Annotated in this window: 16 protein-coding genes and 1 pseudogene; 6 read left to right on the forward strand and 11 right to left on the reverse strand. The window is 62.9% G+C overall.

Features of this window, described 5'->3' with window-relative positions:
- Positions 1 to 8: 8 nt before the first annotated feature.
- The 6 genes from ACHMW7_RS20505 (at position 9) to glpK (ending at position 6,556) form a co-directional block, all read left to right on the forward strand.
- Complete coding sequence (locus ACHMW7_RS20505; protein ID WP_395447338.1) at positions 9 to 1,076, forward strand: ABC transporter ATP-binding protein; 1,068 nt, start codon at positions 9 to 11, stop codon at positions 1,074 to 1,076.
- A gap of 2 nt (positions 1,077 to 1,078) precedes the next feature.
- Positions 1,079 to 1,945 (forward strand): carbohydrate ABC transporter permease, encoded by an 867-nt coding sequence (locus ACHMW7_RS20510; protein WP_115732541.1) that lies wholly within the window; start codon positions 1,079 to 1,081, stop codon positions 1,943 to 1,945.
- A gap of 43 nt (positions 1,946 to 1,988) precedes the next feature.
- On the forward strand, positions 1,989 to 2,876 hold the full coding sequence (locus ACHMW7_RS20515) for a carbohydrate ABC transporter permease (protein WP_395451384.1): 888 nt from the start codon (positions 1,989 to 1,991) through the stop codon (positions 2,874 to 2,876).
- Positions 2,877 to 2,888: 12 nt separating this feature from the next.
- Positions 2,889 to 3,170, forward strand: coding sequence for a DUF2160 domain-containing protein (locus ACHMW7_RS20520; protein ID WP_055979040.1), 282 nt, complete (start codon positions 2,889 to 2,891; stop codon positions 3,168 to 3,170).
- 74 nt (positions 3,171 to 3,244) lie between these two features.
- Complete coding sequence (locus tag ACHMW7_RS20525) at positions 3,245 to 4,969, forward strand: carbohydrate ABC transporter substrate-binding protein (protein WP_395447339.1); 1,725 nt, start codon at positions 3,245 to 3,247, stop codon at positions 4,967 to 4,969.
- A 93-nt stretch (positions 4,970 to 5,062) separates the two neighbouring features.
- Complete coding sequence (glpK, locus tag ACHMW7_RS20530) at positions 5,063 to 6,556, forward strand: glycerol kinase GlpK (protein ID WP_395447340.1); 1,494 nt, start codon at positions 5,063 to 5,065, stop codon at positions 6,554 to 6,556.
- Between the two features lie 13 nt (positions 6,557 to 6,569).
- On the opposite strand, the gene ACHMW7_RS20535 is transcribed toward glpK, so the two are convergent.
- From ACHMW7_RS20535 to hutI, 11 genes and pseudogenes are all read right to left on the reverse strand, one after another.
- Complete coding sequence (locus tag ACHMW7_RS20535) at positions 6,570 to 7,646, reverse strand: NAD(P)H-dependent flavin oxidoreductase (protein WP_395447341.1); 1,077 nt, start codon at positions 7,644 to 7,646, stop codon at positions 6,570 to 6,572.
- 27 nt (positions 7,647 to 7,673) lie between these two features.
- Positions 7,674 to 8,437 (reverse strand): annotated as a pseudogene (locus ACHMW7_RS20540) (heme ABC transporter permease).
- 161 nt (positions 8,438 to 8,598) lie between these two features.
- Positions 8,599 to 10,365 carry a glucan ABC transporter ATP-binding protein/ permease gene (locus ACHMW7_RS20545; protein WP_395447342.1) on the reverse strand — a complete coding sequence of 589 codons (1,767 nt, stop codon included), beginning with the start codon at positions 10,363 to 10,365 and terminating at the stop codon, positions 8,599 to 8,601.
- A 243-nt stretch (positions 10,366 to 10,608) separates the two neighbouring features.
- Entirely contained in the window at positions 10,609 to 15,633 is a 5,025-nt protein-coding gene (locus ACHMW7_RS20550) for a GH36-type glycosyl hydrolase domain-containing protein (protein ID WP_395451385.1), read from the reverse strand.
- A gap of 52 nt (positions 15,634 to 15,685) precedes the next feature.
- Positions 15,686 to 19,165 (reverse strand): hypothetical protein, encoded by a 3,480-nt coding sequence (locus ACHMW7_RS20555; RefSeq protein WP_395447343.1) that lies wholly within the window; start codon positions 19,163 to 19,165, stop codon positions 15,686 to 15,688.
- Between the two features lie 338 nt (positions 19,166 to 19,503).
- The gene (locus ACHMW7_RS20560; protein WP_395447344.1) at positions 19,504 to 20,076 is read right to left on the reverse strand and encodes an NADPH-dependent FMN reductase; all 573 of its coding nucleotides are present in this window, start codon (positions 20,074 to 20,076) and stop codon (positions 19,504 to 19,506) included.
- Between the two features lie 114 nt (positions 20,077 to 20,190).
- Positions 20,191 to 20,754, reverse strand: coding sequence for a HutD family protein (locus ACHMW7_RS20565; RefSeq protein ID WP_395447345.1), 564 nt, complete (start codon positions 20,752 to 20,754; stop codon positions 20,191 to 20,193).
- A gap of 2 nt (positions 20,755 to 20,756) precedes the next feature.
- Entirely contained in the window at positions 20,757 to 22,433 is a 1,677-nt protein-coding gene (hutU, locus tag ACHMW7_RS20570; protein WP_395447346.1) for a urocanate hydratase, read from the reverse strand.
- 25 nt (positions 22,434 to 22,458) lie between these two features.
- Entirely contained in the window at positions 22,459 to 23,277 is an 819-nt protein-coding gene (gene hutG / locus ACHMW7_RS20575; protein WP_395447347.1) for an N-formylglutamate deformylase, read from the reverse strand.
- A complete protein-coding gene (hutH, locus tag ACHMW7_RS20580) occupies positions 23,274 to 24,818 on the reverse strand; it encodes a histidine ammonia-lyase (RefSeq protein ID WP_395447348.1) in 1,545 nt (514 codons plus the stop codon). The genes hutG and hutH overlap by 4 nt, the downstream gene beginning before the upstream one ends.
- A complete protein-coding gene (gene hutI, locus ACHMW7_RS20585; protein ID WP_395447349.1) occupies positions 24,815 to 26,044 on the reverse strand; it encodes an imidazolonepropionase in 1,230 nt (409 codons plus the stop codon). The genes hutH and hutI overlap by 4 nt, the downstream gene beginning before the upstream one ends.
- Positions 26,045 to 26,121 lie beyond the last annotated feature (77 nt).

Consider the following 26,121-nt stretch of genomic DNA (forward strand, 5'->3'; position numbering starts at 1 on the left):
AAAGCGAGATGGCACGCATCGACCTGAACCACATCCGCCACGCCTACGGCGCCAACCCGAAATCCGACAAGGACTATGCGCTGAGGGAAGTGCATCACAGCTTCGACAACGGCGGCGCCTATGCGCTGCTCGGCCCGTCCGGCTGCGGCAAGACCACGCTTCTGAACATCATTTCGGGCCTGCTGCACGCCTCGCACGGGCAATTGCTGTTCGACGGCAAGGACGTGACGCGGCTGTCGACGCAGGAACGCAACATCGCCCAGGTGTTCCAGTTCCCGGTCATCTACGACACCATGACCGTCTACGACAATCTCGCCTTCCCGCTGCGCAACCGCGGCGTTGCCGAGGCCGACGTCGACCGCAAGGTGCGCGAGACGCTCGACATGATCGACCTCGCCAGCTGGGCCAAGCGCAAGGCGCGCGGCCTGACCGCCGACCAGAAGCAGAAGATCTCGCTCGGTCGCGGCCTGGTCCGCTCCGACGTCAACGCGATCCTGTTCGACGAGCCGCTGACCGTCATCGATCCGCACATGAAATGGGTGCTGCGCTCGCAGCTCAAGCAGCTTCACCGCCGCTTCGGCTACACCATGATCTATGTCACACACGACCAGACCGAGGCGCTGACCTTCGCCGAGAAGGTGGTGGTGATGTATGATGGCGAGATCGTCCAGATCGGCACCCCGGCCGAGCTGTTCGAGCGCCCCAAGCACACCTTCGTCGGCTATTTCATCGGCTCGCCCGGCATGAACGTCATGCCGGTGGCGGTCGAAGGCAGACGCGCCAAGCTCGGCGAGCAAGTGATCGATCTGCCCGGGGCGCCCAAGGCCGAAGGCGACGGCATCGAGCTCGGCATCCGGCCCGAATATGTCAGGCTCGGCGCCAAGGGCATGCCGGTCACCGTGCGCAAGGTCGAAGACATCGGTCGCCACAAGGTGGTGCGCGCCAGTCTCGAAGGCCGCGAGATTGCGGCGATCCTCGGCGAAGACGACAACGTGCCAGCCGATCCGCACGTCACTTTCGATCCCGCAGGCATCAACCTCTACGACAAGTCCTGGCGCGTCGAGATGGGAGCGTAACCATGGAAAAGACCTGGAACAACAAAGCCTGGTTCATGGTGCTGCCGGTGCTCGTTTTGGTCGCGTTTTCGGCGGTCATCCCGCTGATGACGGTGGTCAATTATTCGGTGCAGGACACGTTTGGCGGCAACCAGTTCTTCTGGGCCGGCGCCGAGTGGTTCGAAGAGATGCTGCATTCCGACCGCTTCTGGGCGGCTATGGGCCGCAACCTGATCTTTTCGGCAATCATCCTGGCGATCCAGATCCCGCTCGGTATCTTCATCGCCCTCAACATGCCGAGGAAAGGCTGGGGTGTGCCCGTCTGTCTGGTGCTCATGGCGCTGCCGCTGCTCATTCCGTGGAATGTCGTCGGCACCATCTGGCAGGTCTTCGGGCGCATCGACATCGGCCTGCTCGGCTACACGCTGCATGCGCTCGGCTTCGACTACAACTACGTCAACGACCCGTTCGACGCCTGGGTGACTGTCATCATCATGGATGTCTGGCACTGGACCAGCCTGGTCGTGCTGCTCTGCTATGCCGGTCTGGTTTCGATCCCCGACGCCTTCTACCAGGCAGCCAAGATCGACGGGGCCTCGCGCTGGGCGGTGTTCCGCTACATCCAGCTGCCGAAGATGCAGCGCGTTCTGCTGATCGCCGTCCTGCTGCGGTTCATGGATAGCTTCATGATCTACACCGAGCCCTTCGTCGTCACCGGCGGCGGCCCCGGCAATTCGACGACCTTCCTGTCGATCGACCTCGTCAAGATGGCTGTCGGCCAGTTCGACCTCGGCCCGGCAGCGGCGATGTCGATCATCTACTTCCTGATCGTGCTGCTGCTGTCATGGGTCTTCTACACCGTCATGACAAATTACGACGTGGAGAAGTGAGATGGCGGGGACAAGGGAAGCAGTCGCAGACAAGGACAAGATGATGCGCAATGCCGCGACCACGACTGGCGCTGTCCACGGCGGAGCTGTGGACGAAGCGCTTGCGCGGCGGATGCGTCGGCGCGGCGAGGAATCGCGCTTCTGGTGGGTGGTGCCGACGATCTACGTCATCTTTTTGATGCTGCCGATCTACTGGCTGATCAACATGAGCTTCAAGTCGAACCAGGAAATCCTGGGCGCCTTCTCGCTCTGGCCAAAAAGCCCGACGCTGCACAATTACGGCGTGATCTTCACCGATCCGTCCTGGTACAAGGGTTACATCAACTCGATCATCTACGTGGTCATGAACACGGTGATTTCGATCTCCGTCGCCCTGCCCGCGGCCTATGCCTTCTCGCGCTACAGGTTCCTGGGCGACAAGCACCTGTTCTTCTGGCTGCTGACCAACCGCATGGCGCCGCCGGCGGTTTTCGCCCTGCCCTTCTTCCAGCTCTATTCCGCTTTCGGCTTGATCGACACCCACATTGCGGTCGCACTCGCGCATTGCCTGTTCAACGTGCCGCTGGCGGTGTGGATCCTCGAAGGCTTCATGTCGGGCGTGCCGAAGGAGATCGACGAAACCGCCTATATCGACGGCTATTCGTTCCCGCGCTTCTTCGTGAAGATCTTCGTGCCGCTGATCGCAAGCGGCATCGGCGTCGCGGCCTTCTTCTGCTTCATGTTCTCATGGGTCGAACTGCTGATCGCCCGCACTTTGACCACCACCGACGCCAAGCCGATCGCCGCGATCATGACGCGCACCGTCTCCGCCTCCGGCATGGACTGGGGCGTGCTGGCAGCAGCCGGTGTTTTGACCATCATCCCGGGTGCGCTCGTCATCTGGTTTGTCCGCAACTACATCGCCAAGGGCTTTGCCCTGGGCCGCGTCTGAGGGAGCGTTGTGATGGACTTTTCCTGGATGGCCTGGACGCTGCCGACAGCGGCGTTCTTCATCACCATCTTTCTGATGCTCGTGGGCATGGGCGTGTGGGAATATTTTTCGCCCGGCGGCAACCCGCGCGTCGGCATTCTCCGGTTCGAAACGACCCGGGGCGACAGGCTTTTCGTTTCGCTGCTCGGCAGCGCCTTCATTCATCTCGCATGGCTGGGCCTGATCGGGCCCAACCTGTGGTGGGCTCTCGCTCTCGCAGTGGTCTACGCGATCGGCGTATTCCGCTTCGTCTAGAGGGGGAAATGTTGGGCCGCCGCAAGCCCGCGGCGGCGCCAAATGGCAATGCAACCTTGTTTGGGAGGAAATTAATGCGACGCCATATTCTAGCATCAACAAGCGTGATCGCCCTGCTCTTGGGGTCAAACAGTGCCTTTGCCGGCATGGACGAGGCGAAAGCCTTCCTCGATACCGAGATCAAGGACATGTCGGCGCTCGATCGCGCCGGCCAGGAAGCCGAAATGCAGTGGTTTGTCGATGCGGCGAAGCCTTTCGCCGGCATGGAGATCAAGGTCGTTTCGGAAACCATCACCACGCACGAATATGAATCAAAGACGCTCGCCAAGGCGTTCACCGACATCACCGGCATCAAGATCACGCACGACCTGATCGGCGAAGGCGACGTCATCGAAAAGCTGCAGACACAGATGCAGTCGGGCGAAAACATCTATGACGCCTATGTCGACGATTCCGACCTGATCGGCACTCACTGGCGCTACCAGCAGGCACGCAGCCTGACCGACTGGATGGCCAACGAGGGCAAGGATGTCACCAATCCGAACCTCGACATCGCCGACTATATCGGCACCAAGTTCACGACCGCGCCAGACGGCAAGCTCTACCAGCTTCCCGACCAGCAGTTCGCGAACCTCTACTGGTTCCGTTACGACTGGTTCAACGACGAGAAGAACAAGGCCGACTTCAAGGCGAAATACGGCTACGACCTCGGCGTTCCGGTCAACTGGTCGGCCTATGAGGACATCGCCGAATTCTTCACCGGCCGCGACGTCAACGGCCAGAAGGTCTATGGCCACATGGACTACGGCAAGAAGGACCCTTCGCTTGGCTGGCGCTTCACCGACGCCTGGCTGTCCATGGCCGGCAACGGCGACAAGGGCCTGCCGAACGGCCTGCCGGTCGACGAATGGGGCATCAAGGTCAACGAAAAGTCGCAGCCCGTCGGCTCCTGCGTCGCACGCGGCGGCGACACCAACGGACCGGCCTCGGTCTACTCGATCGTCAAGTATCTCGACTGGCTGAAAGCTTACGCACCGCCGGAAGCCCAGGGCATGACCTTCTCCGAATCCGGCCCGGTGCCGGCCCAGGGTGCGATTGCCCAGCAGATCTTCTGGTACACCGCGTTCACAGCCGACATGGTCAAGCCCGGCCTGCCTGTCATGAACGAGGATGGCACGCCGAAGTGGCGCATGGCGCCCTCGCCGCACGGTGTCTACTGGAAGGACGGCATGAAGCTCGGCTACCAGGACGTCGGTTCGTGGACGATCCTGAAGTCGACGCCTGATGACCGCGCCAAGGCCGCTTGGCTGTATGCGCAGTTCGTGACCTCGAAGACTGTGGACGTGAAGAAGAGCCATGTCGGCCTGACCTTCATCCGCCAGTCGACGCTCGATCACAAGAGCTTCACCGACCGCGCACCGCAGCTCGGCGGCCTGGTCGAGTTCTACCGTTCGCCGGCCCGCGTTCAGTGGTCGCCGACCGGCACCAACGTGCCTGACTATCCGAAGCTGGCCCAACTGTGGTGGCAGGCCATCGGCGACGCCTCCTCGGGCGCGAAGACCGCCCAGGAAGCCATGGACTCGCTGTGCGCCGAGCAGGAAAAGGTGCTCGAGCGCCTTGAGCGCGCAGGCATCCAGGGCGATATCGGCCCGAAGATGGCGGAAGAGCATGATATCGCCTACTGGAACGCCGAAGCGGTCAAGGCCGGCAATCTCGCGCCGCAGCTGAAGATCGAAAACGAGAAGGAAAAGCCTGTTACCATCAACTACGATGAGCTGGTGAAGAGCTGGAGCAAGTAAGCGATCGGGCGGAACATCCGCCCGGCCAACTATCCGGGGAGACGGCACAGCGCCGTCTCCCCTATTCATGCAAAGTGACTGCGGGAGAGGGATATGAGCGGTTTCATTCTGGCAATCGATCAGGGCACGACATCAAGCCGGGCGATCGTGTTCGACGCGGCGATGAAGGTCGCCGGCGTGGGCCAGAAGGAATTCACCCAGCATTTCCCCGCCTCCGGCTGGGTCGAACACGACCCGGAAGAGATCTGGGACAGCGTCGTCTCGACCTGCAAGACGGCGCTGCAGAAAGCCGACAAGGATGCCACCGACATTGCGGCGATCGGCATCACCAACCAGCGCGAAACCGTCGTCATCTGGGACAAGGCCACCGGCAAGCCAATCCACAATGCGATCGTCTGGCAGGACCGACGCACGGCACCGCTTTGCGCCAAGCTCAAGAAGCAAGGGCTGGAACCGCGTTTCACCAAGAAGACCGGCCTGCTGCTTGACCCTTACTTCTCCGGCACCAAGATCGCCTGGCTGCTCGACAAGGTGAAGGGCGCACGCAAGCGGGCCGAGCGCGGCGAATTGCTCGCGGGTACGATCGACTCGTTCCTGATCTGGCGGCTGACCGGCGGCAAGGTGCATGCGACCGATGCCACAAACGCCGCGCGGACGCTGGTCTACAACATCGAAAAGAATAGCTGGGACGCTGAACTGCTCGATATCCTGCGCATTCCTGCCGTCATGCTGCCCGAGGTCAAGGATTGTGCCGCCGACTTCGGCGTCACCGCGAAGGCGCTGTTCGGCGCCGAGATCCCGATCCTCGGCGTTGCCGGCGACCAGCAAGCGGCGACGATCGGCCAGGCCTGTTTCGAGCCGGGCATGATGAAGTCGACCTACGGCACGGGATGCTTTGCCATCCTCAACACCGGCAGCGATATCGTGCGCTCAAAGAACCGGCTGCTGACCACCATTGCCTATCGCCTCGACGGCAAGACCACCTATGCGCTCGAAGGCTCGATCTTCGTCGCGGGCGCTGCCGTGCAATGGCTGCGCGACGGCATCAAGGTCATCGGCAAGGCCGAACATAGCGGCGAACTGGCCGCCCAGGCCGACGACACCCAGAGCGTCTACCTCGTGCCGGCATTCGTCGGGCTCGGCGCGCCGCACTGGGATGCCGAGGCACGTGGCGCGATCTACGGGCTGACCCGCAACACCGGCCCTGAAGAGTTTGCGCGGGCAGCGCTGGAGTCGGTTGCCTACCAGACCCGTGACCTGCTCGATGCCATGAAGAAGGACTGGAAGACCAGGAACGGCAAGACCGTGCTGCGCGTCGACGGCGGCATGGTGGCTTCCGACTGGACGATGCAGCGCCTCGCCGACATCCTCGACGCGCCGGTCGACAGGCCGACCGTTCTGGAGACCACAGCCTTGGGCGCCGCCTGGCTCGCGGGCTCACGCGCCGGCGTCTGGCCGAAAGCCAAGGCGTTTTCCAAGGCCTGGGCGCTCGACCGCCAGTTCAAGCCAGCGATGGAGCCGGCACTGCGCGCCGCCAAGCTGAAAGGCTGGCACGACGCGGTGCGCCGCACACTGACGCCGAAATAGCTGCGATGGCAGCTTAGCTGGCGAGCCTGGCCAGCAACGCCTGCGCTTCCCCAGCGAGTGTGCGTGTGAGATCGGCCGCCGGCATCTCGCGGCCGAGACGTGCTGCCTGCCCCGACCACAACGACATGAAGTCGCCGGAACCAAGCGGCTCCGACTTGGCTTTGAGCGGCGCCAATGCCCCTCCGGCCAGCGGGAATGCAGGGGCCAAATCCGACAGCGGGCCAACCTCACGCATGATGCGGTTGACGATGCCGCGCGCCGGGCGGCCGGTGAAGACATTGGTCAATGCGGTATGGTCGTCCTTGGCCGTACGCAGCACTGCCTTATGCGGTGCGGCAACCTTCGCCTCGGGGCAGAACAGATAGGCTGTGCCTATCTGTACCGCCGAGGCGCCAAGCACGAAGGCAGCAACGATGCCACGCGCGTCGGCGATGCCGCCAGCGGCGATGACAGGCACTTTGACCGCATCGACCACCTGCGGCACCAGCGCGAAAGTGCCGGCCTGATTGGCGACATCGTCGGTCAGAAAGATGCCACGGTGGCCGCCGGCCTCGGCACCCTGGGCGATGATGGCGTCGCAACCCCGCGCCTCCAGCCACACGGCCTCGTCAGCCGTCGTTGCCGAAGACAACACCTTGGCGCCGGTCGCCTTGACCCGGTCGAGCAATGCGGCGTCGGGCAGGCCGAAATGAAAACTCACCACCTCGGGCCGGAACTCTTCGACGATGTCACAAAACGCGGCGTCAAAGGGAGCGCGCGCCGAGCGCGGCGCCGGTGTTTTCGGATCGAGCCCCATCTCGACATAGAATGGTTCGAGGCGCTGCTTCCAAACGGCTTCGCGTGCAAAGTCCTCCTGAGGAGGCTTGTGACAAAAGAAATTGATGTTGATTGGCCGCGAGGTGCGCTGGCGGATGATGCCAAGTTCGGTGCGGGCCTTTTCCGGCGACATCAGCGCGCAAGGCAGGCCGCCCAACCCGCCAGCCTCCGAAACGGCGATCACCATCTCGGAATCGACAGGCCCGGCCATCGGCGCCTGGAGGATCGGAAGCTCGAGGCCCAGAAGATCAAGAATTCGACGATCGGGCCACATGCGGTCTTCCTTCTTCTTTCGAGCCTGTCAGGCCTGCTGACGCTCGGCCCTGCGGGCAGCAATCTGGCGCATGGCGATGACGCGACGGCGCCATATCTCGGTACGCATCGCCATTAGATGCAGAGTGAAGAACAGAAGGGTAAAGCCAAGCGCCATGGTCATCAGGGGCCAGAGCATGCTTGGATCAATGGTCGGGCCGCCGATGCGGAACACCGACGCCGGCTGATGCAGCGTGTTCCACCATTCGACCGAAAACTTGATGATCGGGATGTTGACGAAGCCGACAAGCGTGATGACGGCCGCCGCGCGCGCCGAACGCGCGGGATCGTCCAGGGCGCGGGTCAGCGCAATGATGCCGAGATACATCAGGAAAAGCACGAAGACCGAGGTCAGGCGAGCGTCCCACACCCACCAGGTGCCCCACATCGGCTTGCCCAGATCGAGCCGGTAAGGAGTGCCAAGGCGGTGAACACGGCACCGACAGGCGCTGCCGACTTGAGCGCCACATCAGCGAGCGGGTGGCGCCAGACCAGCGTTCCCAGGGCGGCAATCGCCATCACCGAGTAGCACATCATGGCGAGCCAGGCGAAAGGCACGTGGATGTACATGATGCGGACGGTGATGCCCTGCTGGAAATCCTCCGGTGCGGCAAAGCCGAGATAAAGCCCGGTTGCCAGAACCAATGCCGTGGCGCCGCCAAGCCAGGGGACGATCTTGTCCACCAGCGAGATGAAGCGGGTCGGATTGGCCAGGTCGCTGAAACGCCAAGCCTGCGAGGTCGTCTGTGTCATGGACGCTAAATAACCCTGAGAGGTTTTCTTCGCAATCGGTTCCGACGTCGCGGGCACAATGCAAACAGGGCGCCGAAGCGCCCTGTTCATTTCAAGCTGAAATCACGCAGCCTTAGGCCACTGCCTGGAGGACAGCGTTAGGCGCCGCCTCGAGGACAGCGCTAAGCCGCTGCCTCGACATGCGTGACACGACGGACTTCCTCGTCGTTGAGCAGACCGCCGGCGCGCAACAGCGAGGCAAAGCGGCCATTGCGAGCCGACAGCTCGTTGAAGCCGCCCATCTCGACGACATGGCCATGATCCATGAACACCACTAGGTCGGCGTCGCGGACAGTGCTCAGGCGGTGTGCGATGATGAAGGTCGTACGACCGTCGCGCAGCATGTCGATGGCATCCTTGACCCGGTTCTCGGTCTCGACGTCGAGCGCGCTCGTCGCCTCGTCGAGGACCAGGATCGGCGCGCTCTTGAGGATGGCACGCGCAATCGCGATGCGCTGACGTTCGCCACCCGAGAGCTGGCCGCCACGTTCGCCGACATTGGTGTCGTAGCCTTCGCTCTTGGACAGGATGAAGTCCTGCGCCGCCGCGGCCGTCGCTGCGGCATGCACTTCTTCATAACTCGCTGTGGCACGGCCGACGCGGATGTTGTCCTCGATCGAGCGGTTGAGCAGACCGGCATCCTGAAAGACGGTGGCGATCGAATGGCGCAGCGACTTCTTGGTAACCGTGCGCGTGTCGATGCCGTCGATGAGGATGCGGCCATGCTGCGGCGTGTGGACACGCTGCAACAGATTGATCAGCGTCGTCTTGCCCGCACCCGTCGGTCCGACAATGGCGATGGTCTGGCCTGCACTGACCTCGAACGAGACGTCGGTGACGCCCTGCCCCGAATTCGGGAACTCGAAGCTGACGTTTTCGAAGCGGACATGGCCGGTGACGTTGTCGAGCTCACGCAGGCCTTCGGGCTCGCGGTTGTCGCCGGCAGCGTCCTCAAGACGATAGAACTCCTCAAGCTTCGAACGAGCGTCGAAGATCTGGTTGGCGAAGTTCGAAACCTGGTCGAGACGGCTGATCAGCAGCGCGGCAAAGCCGGTGAAGGCAACGATATCGCCGATGCGCAACTGGCCCTTGCTGACGAGATAGGCGCCGATCAGCAGCACCACCATCATCGAGATGGTCGAGGCCAGCCGATGCATGGCCGAAGCCAGCGCCCACCAGTCCAGGACGGGGTTCTGCGTGGTGATCAATGCCTTTACAAAACTACGAAGCGCTTCAGTTTCCTGGCCAACGCGGTTGTAGCTCTGCAGCACCGCGACGTTGCTGACCGAATCCGAGACGTGGGAGAAAACCTTGTGATAGTGGCGTTCGACCGAAGCTTGGCCTTCCTTGGTCTTGCGCATCACGAGCCGGCCGATTGCAAGGTAAAGCGCGCCCAGCATGATCAGCACCAGCGACATGCGGGCATCGAGCGAAAACGCAGTCGGGATCAGCAGCAGCAGCGCCACCGCCGTCGACAGGTGCGTGCGCATGAATTCGAGCCACAGGCTGAACAGAGCCTCGACCGCGCGCAGCAGCGTGTGCAGCGAATGCGACGTGCCGCGCTGCTGGTGCCAGGCCAGCGGCATCGTGATGACCCGTTCGAACGACTGGCACAGCACTTCGCCGCGCCGCGCATGAGCAAGACGGTCGGCGCCGCGCGCCACCAGAACGAAGGCGACGATGTTGAACGCGCCGAAGCTCGCCCACAGCGCCATGGTGGGAACGACTTCCGTCTTGCCGGCGATGGCATCGATGATACGCCCGAACAGGATCGGCTCAGCAATAGTGACAATGGCCAACACCACGTTGGCCGCGCAAATCAGCCCAACCTTCTTGCCGTCGGCGGCAAGATAGCGAAGGGCTCTCCAATAAACTTCAAGCAACGACACTTTGGTACCCCTTGAGTCCCGTCCGTCCCTTTATTGTGCACTGCACCATGGCCGACAAATAGCGACCTCAGTTCCGCAAGACAATGCGCAGATAGCCGCTCAGTTCAAAAAAATCGAACAACACATGGCTACGACCGGTAATCTGCTGTGATCCGATAAGGAATTGAGAACTAACGAAAAAAGGCATCGTTGCGGCGAAATGATGACAAAGATGGCCGGCTAATTGACGCAGGGGCATTCCGGCTAGGCCGGAATGCGGATCACAACCTCCACCTCGCCGCTGTCGCGCATGGCAAAGGACGCATCCTTGCCCTTCACGCCATCGACCTCTGCTTTCGCAGCTTTAGCGGCTTTGTCTCTCACCACCCGCAACCTGTAGACAGCACCGCCCAAACGAAGCGTCGCCGAATAGCCTTCCCAATGCTTGGGAATGGCCGGCGAAACGACCAGCCGATCGCCACGCTGGCTGATGCCGAGGATGCTTTCCACTGCTGCGCGATAGAGCCAGCCTGCCGAGCCAGTGTACCAGGTCCAGCCGCCACGACCTGCCTTGGAGGCATCGGCGTAGACATCGGCTGCCACGACATAGGGCTCGACCCGATAGGTCTCCGCCGTCTTTTCGTCGAGTGCATGGTTGACCGGGTTCAGCATGGAGAAGCAGCGATAGGCCTCGTCGACCTGCCCCATTTCCGCCAATGCGATGACAAACCACGTCGCGGCATGGGTGTACTGTCCGCCATTCTCGCGCACGCCGGGTGGATAGGCCTTGATGTAGCCCGGCTCCTTGTCGGTTTCGGAGAATGGCGGCGTGAACAGCTTGATGAGCTTCAGCTCGTCGTCGACAAGCATTTTTGTCGCTTGCGCCATGGCAGTCTGAGAGCGGGCCGGATCACCCTCGCCCGAAATCACGCTCCACGATTGCGCGATCGAATCGATCTTGCATTCGTCGGAGTTGCGCGAGCCGAGCGGCGTGCCGTCGTCGAAGCTGCCGCGGCGGTACCACTCGCCATCCCAGGCGGCGTTTTCCAACGCGCGCTTGAGTGCTGTGGCGTGCTTTTCCCAGGCGTTGGCGCGCTTTGAATCGCCTTCGGCCTTGGCCAGCGGCGCGAATTCGCCCAGCGTCCGCAACAAGAACCAGCCGAGCCAGACACTGTCGCCCCTGCCCTCTTCGCCGACACGGTTCATGCCGTCGTTCCAGTCGCCGCCGAGGATCAGCGGCAGGCCATTCTTGGCGCTCCGCTTGATGGCGAGGTCGAGCGCGCGGGCGCAATGTTCGTAGAGCGAAGCCTTCTTCTTCGAGGTCTCAGGGGTGAAGAACGCGTCATGCTCGCCCGGGTTCAGCTGTTGTCCTTCGATGAAGGGCAATTGTTCGTTGAGGATCGCCGCGTCGCCAGTCACCGTGACGTAGCGCGCGGTGGCGCTGGCCAGCCAGACGACATCATCGGAGATCATGGTGCGTACGCCCGCGCCGGTGCGCGGCAACCACCAATGCTGAACGTCGCCCTCAGCGAACTGCCGACCGGCGGCGTTCAGAATCTGCCCACGGGCAAGGCTAGCGTCGTGCATCAGCAGCGCCAGCGTGTCTTGCAGCTGGTCGCGGAAACCGAAGGCACCGCTGGCCTGGTAGAAGGCCGAGCGCGCGCGGATGCGGCAGGCAAGGCTCTGGTACGGCAGCCAGTTGTTGACCATCGCGTCGAGCGCCTTGTCAGGCGTATCGACTTCGATCGTGCCCAGGAACGAGCGCCAGTTGCGTTCGTTCTCGGCCAGCCTCTGGTCGAAATCGACCTTAAGATGACGGGCCACCAGCGCACTCGCCTCTTCGTCCGAACCGGCGTCGCCGAGCAGCCAAAGCAACGAAATCGAGCCACCGGCAGGCACCTCGACATCCCGCGCGATCGCCGCGCACGGATCGACGCCCGCTTCGACGCGCCCGGTCAGCTCGGCACCGAGCGTTACCGCGCGCGGTGTCTCGACAGCGCCACCGGTGCCGATGAACTCGTGACGATCCGAGGTGACCGAGCTGGCCTTGCCGTCGATCGCCATGAAGGCAACACGTTCGCCGAAATCGAGGCCGTAGCTGTTGCGTGCAAAAAGCGCGCCCGTTGCCGCATCGACCGAGGAGACGATATTGGGCGCCGTCCTGGCCCTGCTGTTGCCGAGCACCCACTCGGCATAGGCGTAGACCCTGAGCTTGGCCGGCACGGCACCGGTGTTTTCGATTTTCAGTCGCGAAACACGGACCGGATCATTCGGATCGACAAGGTGCGTCAGTTCGGTGGCCAGCGTGCCGCGCTTGGAGCGGAAGGTCGAAAAACCCTGGCCGTGGCGGGCCTCGTAGCTGGCCCCGGCCTCCCGGGCGACTGCGGCAATCGGCGAATAGGTTCGGCCAGTGGCACGATCGGAGATGTAGATGGCCTCGCCCGGACGGTTGGTGACCGGGTCGTTCGACCATGGCGTCAGCTGGTAGTCGCGGCTGTTGCGGCTCCAGGTAAAGGCAGCACCTTCAGCGGAGGTGTGGAAGCCAAAGCCTTGATTGGCGATAACGTTGATCCACGGCTGCGGCGTCGAGCGGGTGCCGTTGAGGCGCACGACATAATCGCGGCCGTTGGCATCGAAGCCACCGAAACCGTTCCAGTATGAAAGGCCGTCGCCGACGCTCTTGCGGGCGCTGCGCGAAGGCGACGTTTGCAGCGTGGCAGTCTCCGGCCGGTCGGTGGCCTGAGCCGCGGCCAGTGCGTCGCGAGCTTGAAGCGCTGCCGCCTCGGCGCGTTCGATCTGATCGAAGATCGTGCCGTTGCGGGTGTGCAGGCAGACACGGGCGACAGCGAGCAGCGTGCGGTAGGACGCTTCGTCCATCAGGTCGCGGCGCACCGCGAAGATATGCTGGCGCGGCCCGAGTTCCTTGCCACGCAGGCGGCTGTTTTCGCACAGCGCCTCGATCGCCTGCTGCAGGTCCTGGACGTAGGACGATGCCTGTTCGTTGACGATGACGAGATCGGCGACGAGGCCGCGCGCGCGCATATATTCCTGGAACCTGAGCGCCTGAGCGACGATCTCGATATCGGCGACGTCGCCGATCCTGATTGCCAGGATCGGGAAATCGCCAGAGATCGCCATCGGCCACAGCGCCGACTGCCGGCCGAGACCGGAGGCGATGGCGTCTGCGGACAGGCGCAGGAACGGATCGGGATAGATCAGGAAGCGCGCGAGTTTCTGCACATTGGCGGCATCGGCAAGGTTGAGGCCGAGATGACGCGTCTGCACCTGCGAACGGGTCCAGGACAGCATGGCCTGGCGCTGGAAACCTTCGGGATGGTCGAGCTTGGCAACCGTTTCCTCAACCTCTTCGCGGGTTGAACCGACGATCGTCCAGTATGTCAGCGTCACCTTCTTGTTGGCCGGCACACGGACGCGGCGGCGCAGCGCCGCCACCGGATCCAGCGTGAAGCCGGCACTGCCCGAAAGCTTGGCGCCAGGATCGAACGCCGCCGGATCGGCGATGGTACGGCCACGGCCAATGAAGGCGCGGCGGTCGGTTTCGGCCTCGGTGTCGCGCACGAAACCCGACTGGTCGGTGACGAAATGCGCAGCCACGACAGAAGGCTCGTTGGCGGCACGGGTGCGCCGCGTTGCGAGGATGGCGCTGCCGTTGTGGGTGATCTCGGTCTCGACGAACATCTTGGAGAACGCCGGATGGGCGTTGTCATTGGCCTCGGGCGCCAGCACCAGTTCGGCGAATGACGTCACTTCGATGTGGCGGTCGACAGCCGCGTCGTTCCAGATAGTGACCTTGCGGGCTTCGCCGTTGCCTTCCGAGACGACGATGCACTCGACCTCGCTGCGCAGCGTGCCCACCGTCTTGATGAAGCTCGCCTTGTCGTCGCAGAACACCGTCTGGGTCTGCTCGCCCGTGGCACGCTTGGGCTCTGATGTGGCGGACCACCAGTCACCGGTCTCGGTGTCGCGCAGGAACAGATAGGTGCCAAGCCGGTCCTCGGTCGGATCCGGCTGCCAGCGCGTAATCGCCATGTCGTTCCAACGGCTGTAGCCTGAGCCTGTCGCCGTCACCATCACCGAATAACGGCCATTCGACATCAGGTTGGTCGAACGCAATGCGCGCATCGGGTTGAGCACAAGACGCGTGTCGGCGCTGTGATCGGCGGTCTCGTCCTTGGTGTGTTCGGCAACTTCGGTGCGGACAGTGGCGACAGGAATGTCGCGCGGCGCCTTTTCCTGCAGCAGCAGTTCGGCGGCCTCGATCACCGGATCGCTGTGGAAGCGGTCGCGCATGCGGCCTTCGAAGATCGCATTGGCGATCGCCACGATCGACATGCCCTGGTGATGGGCCATGTAGTTGTAGACAACAGCGTGGTCGGTGCCTTCGGGCACGCGCTGCGGCGTATAGTCGACCGCGTCGTAGTAGCCGTAGCGGCCGAGTGCACCAAGCTTGCGCAACCGCCTGAGGTTCGCCGTCGCCTCGCTCGGCAGGAACTGCGCTGCAAGCACCGTCGCATAAGGTGCGATGACGGTGTTCTGGCCAAGGCCACGCTTGAGGCCAAGCCCCGGCACGCCGAAATTGGTGTACTGGTAGGTCAGTTCCCGATCGCGGCCGTTATAGGCCGCTTCCGAAATGCCCCACGGGATTCCCTTCGACCGGCCGTACTGGATCTGCCGGTGGACGATCAGCTTGTTGGTCTGGTTGAGGATGCCGCCCTGCGGCTCCTTCATGACCAGCGGCGGCATCAGGTACTCGAACATCGAGCCCGACCACGACATCAACGCGCCCTGGAAGCCGATCTCGACGATCGGGCGGCCAAGCCGGAACCAATGTTCGGTCGAGATGTCACCCTTGGCGATACCGAACAGGCTGGTCAGCCGCGCCTCCGAGGCAAGCAGGTCGTAGCAGCTTTCGTCGAGCTGATGTTCCTCGACCCGGTAGCCGATCGATAGCAGCTTGCGCTCGTTGCGCATCAGGAACGAGAAGTTCATCTCGAAGGCGAACTTGCGGGTGCGCTCGCGCAGCTCCATCAGCTTGGTGCGCAAGGCAGCGACCGCCTGGTCGTCGCTATGCGCATCATGCACGTGCGCCTCGCAGGTGGCTTCGAGCGTCCTGGCCCAATCGGCAAGAACATCGCTCTTGGTCGACGCCGCCTCGGTGTGGATGGCGCCGGCGAGCTTGCGGATCTCACCTGACAGCACGGCAAGATTGATCGTGCGGATAGACGCCATTTCCGGCTGCGACTTGATGGTTTCCACGGCCCGGCGCATGCCGTCGATGCGGTCGACGAGCCGCTGGCGCAGGGGCCTCAGTTGCCGGCGATCATCGGGCAGGTCGGCCACGCTCTCCTCGATGATCGAAACAATGTCGAGGATACCTTCGAAATCGCCCTGGAGATGCACCGACGGTGCTTCGGCCCGATTCCGAGCAAGCCGCAGCAACAGCAACCAGGTGACCTGCAAGATTGCCGCTGTCGACGCTCGAGACATAGAGCGGATAAAGCGGCCTGAGGCTCGTCGTGTCGTACCAGTTGTAGAGGTGTCCCCGATAACGCTCCATCTTTTCGATGGTCGAAACGGTGGCGTCGATGCGGGCAACCGCATCGGCAAGGCTGATCCAGCCGAAATCGCGAGCCGAGACAACCGACAGCAAATAGACGCCGATGTTGGTCGGCGACGTGCGCGTGGCAATGACGCCGGTCGGGTTTTCCTGGAAATTGTCCGGCGGCAGGTGGTTCTGCTCCGCCGTCACGAAGGTCTCGAAATAGTGCCAGGTGCGCCGTGCCACGGTGCGCAGCGTATGCACGTCCCAAGATGCGACGTGCAGCCGATCTTCTGTTTCAGCCGAGCGGCTGATCAGCCAGGCAAACGCCGGCGAGCCGGCCCAGAAGATGGCAAAGGCGAAAGCGACGAAGGCGCCGGTCGAATCCGTCATGACCGGCAAGACCAGTCCGACGACGGCGATGATCACCGCGCCATACATCATGCGGTAATAGGCAGCGAGGTCGTTGCCGCCCGATTTGTGAGCCTGGGAGGCAGTGCGCCACTCCAGCAGATTTTCGCGGCTGACGAAAAGACGGTAGAGCGTGCGGATGATCGCATCGCCCATCATCCAGGCCAGATGCGCCATCAGCACGACCTTGAGGGCCACCAGCGCCGTGCCAAAGGCGAGGTCGCGCCCGAGCGCGCTGAAATGGCCGCGCGGTGTCGCCTCGCGATTCTTGGGCAGGATGGCATCGATGATGTCGAATGTCGGCGCCATGAACAGGCTGAGGATCAGCAGCGCCTGCCACTGGGCGGCCTGGGTGAAGGGCAGCAGCGTCCAGCCGGCAATCGCCGCCATGACCCAGAAGATCGGCGTCAGCGAGCGCCTGAGATTGTCGACCATCTTCCAGCGCGAAAGTGCCGGCACGCCCGATTTCGGGTCAAAGATGAAGCCGAGCAGCTGCCAGTCGCCACGCGCCCAGCGATGCTGGCGCGAGGCATCGACCGAATAACGGGTCGGATAATCCTCGACCACCTCGACATCGGTGGCCAGCGCCGAGCGCGCCAGCGCGCCTTCGAGCAGATCGTGGGAAAGGATGGTGTTCTCGGCGATGCGCCCCTTGAGCGCCGCCTCCATTGCATCGACATGGTACAGGCCCTTGCCGGTGAAGGTGCCTTCGCCGAAGACGTCCTGATAGAGGTCTGAAACGGCAAAGACATAAGGATCGAGGCCGCGGTGGGCCGAAAACACACGCTGGAAGAACGAGGCTTCGTCGCCGGTTGTCAGCGATGGTGTGACGCGCGGCTGCAGGATGGCGTAGCCTGATGTCACCAGGCGTTTCTCTACGTCGAACTCCGGCCGGTTGAGCGGGTGGCACATCTTGCCGACCAGCTTGGTGACCACGCCGCGCGTCATGCGCGTGTCGGCGTCGAGCGTCATGACGTGGACGATGTTATCAGGCAGCGGTGTGTCGGTCGGCAGGAAGGTGGTGTCGCCGTCGCCGCGCAGCAAAAGGTTCAGCTCGTGCAGCTTGCCACGCTTGCGCTCCCAACCCATCCAGCAGCCCTGCGCCGGATTGTAGAGCCGGCGGCGATGCAGCAGATAAAAACGCGGAGCGCCTTCGCTTGGATGACGCAAGTTGAGCCTGGCGATCTCGCGACGGGCATAATCGTAGATCTCACGGTCGCCGACGGAAATCTCGGCCTGGCTGTCGGGCCAATCAGACAGCACGGCGAAATGGATTTCGCCCGACATGTTGGCGAGGTGGTGGATCTCGATGTTGCGGATGTTTTCCTCGACATCGTCGCGCGAGCCGATCAGCGACGGCACCACGACCAATGTCCGTGCTTCGGCCGGAACACCGTCCTTGAATTCGTAGCCGATCAGGCGGGTCGGCTCGAGGAACTTCAGCACGATGGTGTTGAAGAAGGCGAGTGCGCCTTCGCTGGCTGGAACCGAAAACAGAACCAGCATCACAACCACTGCCGCTGTAGGCAGACCGAGTGCTGCCAATGCGTTGCCTGCCAGGAAAAGCAGCAGAACTGTCAGGGCAAAGACCGGGAGCGCAATGCCGAGCCAGTTGGTCTTGCGGAAAGCGCGGTTGGCGATACGTCCGATGGTCGGGCGATAGCCGATCGCCTGCTCCAGCTCCTGCCGGCGCGGGCCGACAAGGAAGAAGCCGACGTCCGAGCATTCTTTCTGCAGACCAGCACGATCCTCTGATGAAGCAGGTGTTTCGGTGTGTGCGAAGTCGGTTGCGCGTTCGGCAACCTGGAACTCCGAAAGCTTCGAGTGACGCGCCAGGTCCTCGATCGCGGTGCGATACTGGTCGCGAGAGGCGAAGTCGAGCGCGGCGAAATTGGTGCGTTCGCGCAAGAGGGTGTCGACGCGGCTGACATCCTCGAACCAGAGCGTCCAGTCCTGATCGTTGATCAGGCGCAGGCCCCGAATGATGTTGCCGGTGGTGACGTTGCCGCTCGACAGCGTGTGGTGCTCGCCGATGATGATCTCTTCAGCGTCGCTGCCAGACTTCTCAAGCTCGTTTTCCAGCCAGATCAAGGCCTTGCCGGCGTTCTGCGAGCCATCGCGCAAGCGATAGAGCAGTTGCGTCGCAAAGGTCGTATCGCGGGCGTGCGCCGCGTAGGCCTTGAGCAAGGCAAGGCCGTCGTCCTGTTCCTGCACACTCTGCAAGCGGTCGGCGACGTCGTTGGCGATGGCGCGCATTTCGCGCGCACGATTCACCCGAACGGCGATACGGCGCAGGTTCTCGACCAAAACGAACCGTAACAGCGACGGCAGCGCCCACAACTCACCGATGTGCAGCGGCTCGACGGACTGATAGCCCTCGACAATCGCCTTGAACATCTGCGCCGAGACGGTGCTGTCGGAATGCGCGACATAGATCCAGGCGATGGCGAGCGCGCGCGGCACCGACTGGCCGTCGCCGAGGTCGATCGTCGGCAATTCGCGGTAGAAGCGGCGCGGCAGGTCGCGCTTGACCTGATAAATTGTCTCTTCAACCAGATAGTTGTTGTCGAGCAGCCATTGCGCGGCTGGCGTGATCGGCTCCCCCCTGCCCTGCGCAGCATTGGTGTCGCGATAGACCTGCAGGATCTTCTTGGCGCTCTCGCGGATGCGGGCGTGGAAGTCGAAGGCTTCAAGACCGAAATAGGAGCGCAGTTCCTTGCGGGCCAGGCTTTCGCCCGTCGCGCGCAACCGGTCCTCGTGCAGCACCGTCGCCCTGATCGGCTGTTCGGCCACAGCTGGAAAGCTCGGCACTACGTCTTTGATCCGGCGCGGGTCGGTCTGAATATTCATCTACAGCATTTCCGTTTGACAGAAAGTCCGCAGCGCCTGCCGGCGTCGCGGACCTGCCACATAAACCGTTTCAAACAAGAATTGGTTGCATGCAACCAACAGGTCGATTGATCGCTCTTGCACTGCGATTGAGTGAAAATATGGCGTCATCGCCGCCAATCTCCCCCCGCGCCTCATAGCAGTGCCGGGCGGAGAGCGGAACGCAAGGATTGGGGCTTTTTCGTGTTTGCATGCTGAATTTTGGCCATATTTCAGGCAGGGCGCGTGAACCATCGTAATGCGAGCGTTTCCGTTTCCGATTTCCCGTCCCCACAGCGACCAGACAGGCTCCGAACTGCTCACCCACCTCGCGGCAATACAGTGTAGACCCTGACCACAAAGGCGTGGAACTCGGCCATGTAGTTCTTGAGGAATTCGGCAGTGTCGTCGTTGGTCACCTCGCCGTCGTCGGTGATGAGCCCTGGCTTGAACTGGATGTAGGCTTCAGGGGCGTTCATCTGCGGCGAATTGCAGAAACTCAACACACTGCGCAGGCTTTGCTGGGCTACCGCCGTGCCGATCGCGCCAGGCGAGGTGCCGATGACGGCAGAAGGCTTGCGAGTGAAAGAATTGGTGCCGTAAGGCCGGCTCGCCCAGTCGATGGCGTTCTTGAGGCCGCCGGGGATCGAGCGGTTGTATTCGGGCGTTACGAACAGCACGGCATCGACGCTGGCAAGCGCCTTCTTGAAGGCCCGCGCAGGTGGCGGAAAATCGGCGTCATAGTCATAGCTGTAGAGCGGCAGGTCCCGAAACGAGACCTCTTCCATATGGAGCTGCTTCGGTGCGAGCCTGACCAGCGCCTTGGCGAGCTTGCGGTTGATCGATCCTGCGGCAAGGCTGCCGACGAAATAGCCGACCTTGTAGGTGTCCATGGCACATTCTCCACTTCGCCGCGCGATATCAATCGCCGGCCTGACCTACCCGTCCCCCTAGGGATAGTTTGCCAGTTCCGCGCCGATGTCACGACGATTTTGGAGATTGCCCGGCTATATCAGGCGAATGGAGACCAGCAACAGCGACACCGGCTCCGCCGGCTCGATCTTCAACGTGGCCGTGCCGTCTTCCTGATAGAGCGTGTCGAATGCCGCCACCAGTTCGCCGCCCACATGCGCCGAACCCGATGTGAAGAAGATCAGGCTGATACCCTCCCCCAAGGTAACATCGGTTCGCTCCGAAAACTCCAGCCGTTCGACCGCATGGCTGACACGGCCACGTCGGGTCATGACGTTGAAGTCGAGAACCGGCCCGTCGATGAGCGTTGCCTCGGTACTGACGTCGCCGGGGAAAACGTAAGGCTGCGATTGCGGCGAAAGCGCAACCGGCTCTGCATCGCCTGCCGCAAGCCGCATCGTGCCAGCCAGGACCGCCAGCGTCCGGTCGATGCCGGCAAAGACGGAAAACGGCCCGCCGGCGGCAACCTGAGCCATCGAGATGCGCCAGTCGAAGTCGTCGAGCCCGGCCGCAGGCGGCCAGGCCATGATTTCGGTCGTCACGCCGCCGCCGTTCTTCCACGGCATGGCTCGGCAGTCGGCGTGACGGATGATGCGCATGATCAGCCCAGGATACCCGGAAGGTTGAGGCCGTTCGCCTTGGCGCAGTCGATGGCAATGTCGTAGCCAGCGTCGGCATGGCGCATGACGCCAGTCGCCGGATCGTTCCACAGCACACGTTCCAGTCGACGCGCCGCATCATCGGTGCCGTCGGCGCAGATGACAACGCCCGAATGCTGCGAGAAGCCCATGCCGACGCCGCCGCCATGATGCAGCGACACCCAGGTGGCACCCGAAGCGGTGTTCAGAAGCGCGTTGAGCAGCGGCCAGTCGGAAACGGCATCCGAACCATCCTTCATGGCTTCCGTCTCGCGGTTCGGCGAAGCGACCGAGCCCGAGTCGAGGTGATCGCGGCCGATGACGACGGGTGCCTTCAGTTCGCCCTTGGCGACCATTTCATTGAAGGCGAGACCGAGGCGATGGCGATCGCCGAGACCGACCCAGCAGATGCGTGCCGGCAGGCCCTGGAAATGGATGCGCTTTGCCGCCATGTCGAGCCAGTTGTGCAGGTGCGTGTTGCCAGGTGTCAGCTCCTTCACCTTGGCATCGGTCTTGTAGATGTCCTCCGGATCGCCCGAAAGCGCTGCCCAGCGGAACGGGCCGACGCCGCGGCAGAACAGCGGACGGATGTAGGCAGGCACGAAACCTGGAAAATCGAAGGCGTTCTCGACGCCCTCTTCCAATGCCATCTGGCGGATGTTGTTGCCGTAGTCGACGGTCGGAATGCCCATCTTGTGGAAGTCGAGCATCGCCTTGACGTGCACGGCCATCGAGGCGCGGGCTGCCTTTTCGACAGCCTTGGGGTCGCGCTCGCGCTTTTCTTCCCATTGAGCGACCGTCCAGCCCTGCGGCAGATAGCCATTGATCGGATCGTGCGCCGAGGTCTGGTCGGTGACGGCATCGGGGCGAACCCCACGCTTCACCAGTTCGGGGTAAATGTCCGCGGCATTGCCGAGCAGCGCGACCGAAATCGCTTTTTTGTCCCGACCGGCTTGGGCGATGATGGCGAGCGCGTCGTCGAGATCCTTGGCCTGGACGTCGACATAGCCCGTCTTGAGGCGCATCTCGATGCGGCTCGCCTGACACTCGATGGCCAGGCACGAAGCGCCAGCCATGGTGGCGGCCAGCGGCTGCGCACCGCCCATGCCGCCTAGGCCAGCGGTCAGGATCCAGCGGCCGGAAAGATCGCCGTCATAGTGCTGGCGGCCCATCTCGACGAAGGTTTCGTAAGTGCCCTGGACGATGCCCTGGCTGCCGATATAGATCCACGAGCCAGCGGTCATCTGGCCGTACATCATCAAGCCCTTCTTATCGAGCTCGTTGAAGTGGTCCCAGTTGGCCCAATGCGGCACCAGATTGGAGTTGGCGAGCAGCACGCGCGGCGCGTCCTTGTGGGTGCGGAAAACGCCGACCGGCTTGCCCGACTGGATCAGCAGGGTCTCGTCGGCTTCGAGCTTCCGCAAGGCGCTGACGATACGGTCGTAGCTCTCCCAGTCGCGGGCGGCGCGGCCGATGCCGCCATAGACGACCAGTTCGCTCGGCTTTTCGGCGACCATCGGGTCGAGATTGTTCATCAGCATGCGCAGCGGCGCTTCGGTGAGCCAGCTCTTGGCGGTCAGCTCGGTGCCGGTGGCGGCGCGAATGACGCGGTCATTGTCGATTCGGGTATGTTGGGTCATGCGAAAACCTCCCTTGGAGTGGGTGTCAGCTGCCCGCCCAGGCGAGCGCGGTTTTGAGGATGTCTGTCAGCGTCGCCCGGATCGGGGCGGCAAAATCGGCGTCGTAGCGCACCGGCCAGTTCGACGGCTCGCCCTTGCCTTCGGGCTCAAGCAGGTAGCCGCGATTGGCGATCTCCATCTGCAGGCCATGGATGCCCCGGGCAGGATTGGCGTGGTGGCGGGTAATCCAGCCACCCTTGAAGCGGCCATTGACCACCCACGGGCGACCGGTGGCCGCGATGATTGCCGCCACCTTATCCTGCAGCACCGGGTCGGTGCTCTTGCCGTCATTGGTGCCGAGATTGAAGACCGGCAGCCGACCTTCGAACAGGCGCGGCAGCACCGAGCGGATCGAGTGGCAGTCATAGATCACGATCTTCGGATGCAACACCTTGAGGCGTGCGATCTCGCTTTCCAGAACCGCGTGGTAAGGCTCGAAATATACCGCGCGCCGCCTGGCAATCTCGTCGGCATCCGGTTCCTGCCCTGCCTTGTAGAGCGGATCGCCGTCGAAGGTGATGGTCGGACAAAGCTCCGTCGTGTTCTGCCCGGGGTAGAGCGAAACACCCGAGGGATCGCGGTTGACGTCGATGATCGAGCGCGAAACCGTGGTGCGCACGATGGTTGCGCCCAGATCCTCGGCGAAGGCATAGAGCTGATCGATCCACCAGTCGGTGTCGCGCCGCGCCAGCCAGGGCGAGACGAAACGGTCGTCGAGGTCAACAAGATCTGTCCCTGTATGCGGCAAGCTCACCAGCAAGGGCGCATTGCCCCTGATGACAGTCAGCCAGGGCGTGTCGGTCATGTCTGATCTCCCGAGATCTGCGGCAAGCCCACATTGGCAACTGCCTTGACGACCGCCCCGGTGCGAACCAGCGCGATGGCCTTTTCCATGTCGGGGTGGAAATGGCGGTCATCGTCGAGATACGGCACCTGGGCACGGATAAGCTTGCGCACAGCTTCAAGTGCTGCGCTCGACGCCAGCGGCGCGTGGAAATCGCAGCCCTGGGCAGCGGCAAGCAATTCGATGCCAAGAACGCCATTGGCGTTTTCGACCATCGACATCAGGCGGCGCGCACCGTGCGCGGCCATCGAGACATGGTCTTCCTGGTTGGCCGAGGTCGGGATCGAGTCAACGCTGGCCGGATAGGCCTTCTGCTTGTTTTCGGAAACCAGCGCGGCGGCAGTTACCTGCGGGATCATGAAGCCAGAGTTCAGCCCCGGCTTCGGTGTCAGGAAAGCCGGCATGCCGGACAGTGCCGGATCGACCAGCATGGCGATGCGCCGCTCCGACAGCGAGCCGATCTCGCAGACGGCGAGCGCGATCATGTCGGCGGCAAAGGCCACAGGCTCAGCGTGGAAATTGCCGCCGGACAGCGCGGTGTCGTCCTCGGTGAAGATCAGCGGGTTGTCAGTGACGCCATTGGCTTCGGTGCCGAGCGTGTCGGCAGCCTGGCGCAGCAGGGTCAGCGCCGCGCCCATCACCTGCGGCTGGCATCGCAGGCAATACGGATCCTGCACACGCTCGTCGCCGACGCGGTGGCTTTCACGGATGGCGCTGCCCGCCATCAGGTTGCGCAGTGTGTCGGCGGTCTCGATCTGGCCGCGATGCTTGCGCAGGACGTGGATGCGCGGATCGAACGGCGCATCCGAGCCCTTGGCAGCGTCGGTCGACAGCGCACCCGTGACGAGCGCCGACTGGTAGAGGTTTTCCGCCTCGAACAGGGCGGCAAGCGCATAGGCGGTCGAGAACTGGGTGCCATTGAGCAGCGCCAGGCCTTCCTTGGCGCCGAGCGTGATCGGCTCGAGGCCGTGCGTGACGAAAGCGACCTTGGCCGGCACGATGCCGTGCGGCGTATGGCAGTCGCCAACCCCGATCATCGTTGCCGTCATATGCGACAGCGGCGCCAGGTCGCCTGAGGCCCCGACAGAGCCCTGTGCCGGCACCACCGGGATGACGTCCCTGGCGAGCATCGCCTGCAAAAGGTCAATGGTCTCGGGTCGCACGCCCGACGCGCCCTGGGCGAGGCTGGCGAGCTTCAGCGCCATCATCAGGCGCGCAACAGCAACCGGCATCGGCTCGCCGACGCCTGCGGCATGCGACAGCACGATGTTGCGTTGCAGGGTTTCTAGATCGGCCGCCGGGATGCGGACGCTGGCTAGCTTACCGAAACCGGTATTGATGCCGTAGACCGGCTCGCCCTTGGCGACGATCCGCGCCACCGTCTCGGCGCTGGCCTTGATCCTGGGGCGGCAGGCTGGATCGAGTTCGGGAATTGCGCCGTGATAGATGGCGTGCCAATCGGCAAGCGTGGCATTGCCGGGCTTCAACACAAGCGTGGTCATTTTCCTCTCCAGATACGGGCATGGAGCGGGTTGAACCCCATGCGATAGACAAGTTCGGCCGGGCTTTCGATGTCCCAAATGGCCAGGTCGGCCCATTTTCCGGTTTCAAGCGTGCCGGTCTCGGCCTGCAGGCCAAGCGCACGCGCGGCTTCGCGGGTCACCCCGGCGATGCATTCGTCGACCGTCATGGCAAACAAGGTCGCTGCCATGTTCATGGTCAGAAGCAATGATGTCAGCGGCGATGTGCCGGGATTGTTGTCGGTGGCGATGGCCATTTTCACGCCGTGCTGGCGGAACAACCCGACGGGCGGCTTCTTGGTCTCGCGAATGAAGTAATAGGCGCCGGGCAGGATGACGGCGACGGTGCCAGCTTTCGCCATTGCGGCGGCACCCACTTCGTCGGTGTATTCGAGGTGGTCCGCCGACAGCGCGCCATAGCTTGCGGCTAGTGCCGCGCCGCCGAGATTGGACAGTTGGTCGGCGTGCAATTTGACCGGCAGCCCCTTTGCTCGGGCAGCGTCGAACACACGCGCCATCTGTTCCGGCGAAAACGCGATGCCCTCACAGAAGCCATCGACAGCGTCGGCGAGGCCTTCGGCCGCGATCTTGTCGAGCATTGGGCCAGCAACGAGGCCGATGTAAGCGTCCTTGTCGCCATTGGCTTCCGGCGGCAAAGCATGAGCACCCAGGAATGTCGTGCGCACCGTCACGGGTCGCAACTCGGCGAGCCGCCTGGCAGCGCGCAGCGACTTGGCCTCGTTGTCGAGGTCGAGCCCGTAGCCTGACTTGGCCTCGACGGTGGTGACGCCTTCGGAAATCAAGGCATCGAGGCGCGGCAATGTCTGCGCCACGAGTTCGGCTTCGCTAGCCACACGCAAAGACTTGACCGAGGAGACGATGCCGCCCCCTGCCCGCGCCACTTCTTCATAAGACGCGCCGGCAAGGCGCATCTCGAATTCATTGGCGCGGTTTCCGGCATGGACCAGATGGGTGTGGCAATCGATCAGGCCGGGCGTGATCCAGCGCCCGTGGCAATCGATGATCTCGGCAGCTTCGCTGAAATGCGAGGGCATATCGCTCTCGGGACCAGCGAAAACGATACGACCGCCGCGAGCGGCTACCGCACCATGATCGACAACGCCAAGTCTGGCCAAGCCTTCGGCAAGCGTCGCCAGCCGCGCATTGCGCCAGACCCTTGCCGATCCTGTCGATTGCTCTCCAGCCATAATCTTTTTCGTTTCCTCCACTTTCAATTATGTATATACATATCAAAAGCGCGATGCAAGTGCTATCGTGCAGTTCG

Origin of the sequence: Aminobacter sp. UC22_36 (assembly GCF_044056035.1) — a bacterium.
Classification (GTDB): domain Bacteria; phylum Pseudomonadota; class Alphaproteobacteria; order Rhizobiales; family Rhizobiaceae; genus Aminobacter.

Bases quoted from the DNA above. Each gene is read 5' to 3' on its own strand.
- ACHMW7_RS20505 (WP_395447338.1), top strand. From the start codon at position 9: ATGGCACGCATCGACCTGAACCACATCCGCCACGCCTACGGCGCCAAC.
- ACHMW7_RS20510 (WP_115732541.1), top strand. From the start codon at position 1,079: ATGGAAAAGACCTGGAACAACAAAGCCTGGTTCATGGTGCTGCCGGTG.
- ACHMW7_RS20515 (WP_395451384.1), top strand. From the start codon at position 1,989: ATGCGCAATGCCGCGACCACGACTGGCGCTGTCCACGGCGGAGCTGTG.
- ACHMW7_RS20520 (WP_055979040.1), top strand. From the start codon at position 2,889: ATGGACTTTTCCTGGATGGCCTGGACGCTGCCGACAGCGGCGTTCTTC.
- ACHMW7_RS20525 (WP_395447339.1), top strand. From the start codon at position 3,245: ATGCGACGCCATATTCTAGCATCAACAAGCGTGATCGCCCTGCTCTTG.
- glpK (WP_395447340.1), top strand. From the start codon at position 5,063: ATGAGCGGTTTCATTCTGGCAATCGATCAGGGCACGACATCAAGCCGG.
- ACHMW7_RS20535 (WP_395447341.1), bottom strand. From the start codon at position 7,646: ATGTGGCCCGATCGTCGAATTCTTGATCTTCTGGGCCTCGAGCTTCCG.
- ACHMW7_RS20550 (WP_395451385.1), bottom strand. From the start codon at position 15,633: ATGCGCCGGGCCGTGGAAACCATCAAGTCGCAGCCGGAAATGGCGTCT.
- ACHMW7_RS20555 (WP_395447343.1), bottom strand. From the start codon at position 19,165: ATGAATATTCAGACCGACCCGCGCCGGATCAAAGACGTAGTGCCGAGC.
- ACHMW7_RS20560 (WP_395447344.1), bottom strand. From the start codon at position 20,076: ATGGACACCTACAAGGTCGGCTATTTCGTCGGCAGCCTTGCCGCAGGA.
- ACHMW7_RS20565 (WP_395447345.1), bottom strand. From the start codon at position 20,754: ATGCGCATCATCCGTCACGCCGACTGCCGAGCCATGCCGTGGAAGAAC.
- hutU (WP_395447346.1), bottom strand. From the start codon at position 22,433: ATGACCCAACATACCCGAATCGACAATGACCGCGTCATTCGCGCCGCC.
- hutG (WP_395447347.1), bottom strand. From the start codon at position 23,277: ATGACCGACACGCCCTGGCTGACTGTCATCAGGGGCAATGCGCCCTTG.
- hutH (WP_395447348.1), bottom strand. From the start codon at position 24,818: ATGACCACGCTTGTGTTGAAGCCCGGCAATGCCACGCTTGCCGATTGG.
- hutI (WP_395447349.1), bottom strand. From the start codon at position 26,044: ATGGCTGGAGAGCAATCGACAGGATCGGCAAGGGTCTGGCGCAATGCG.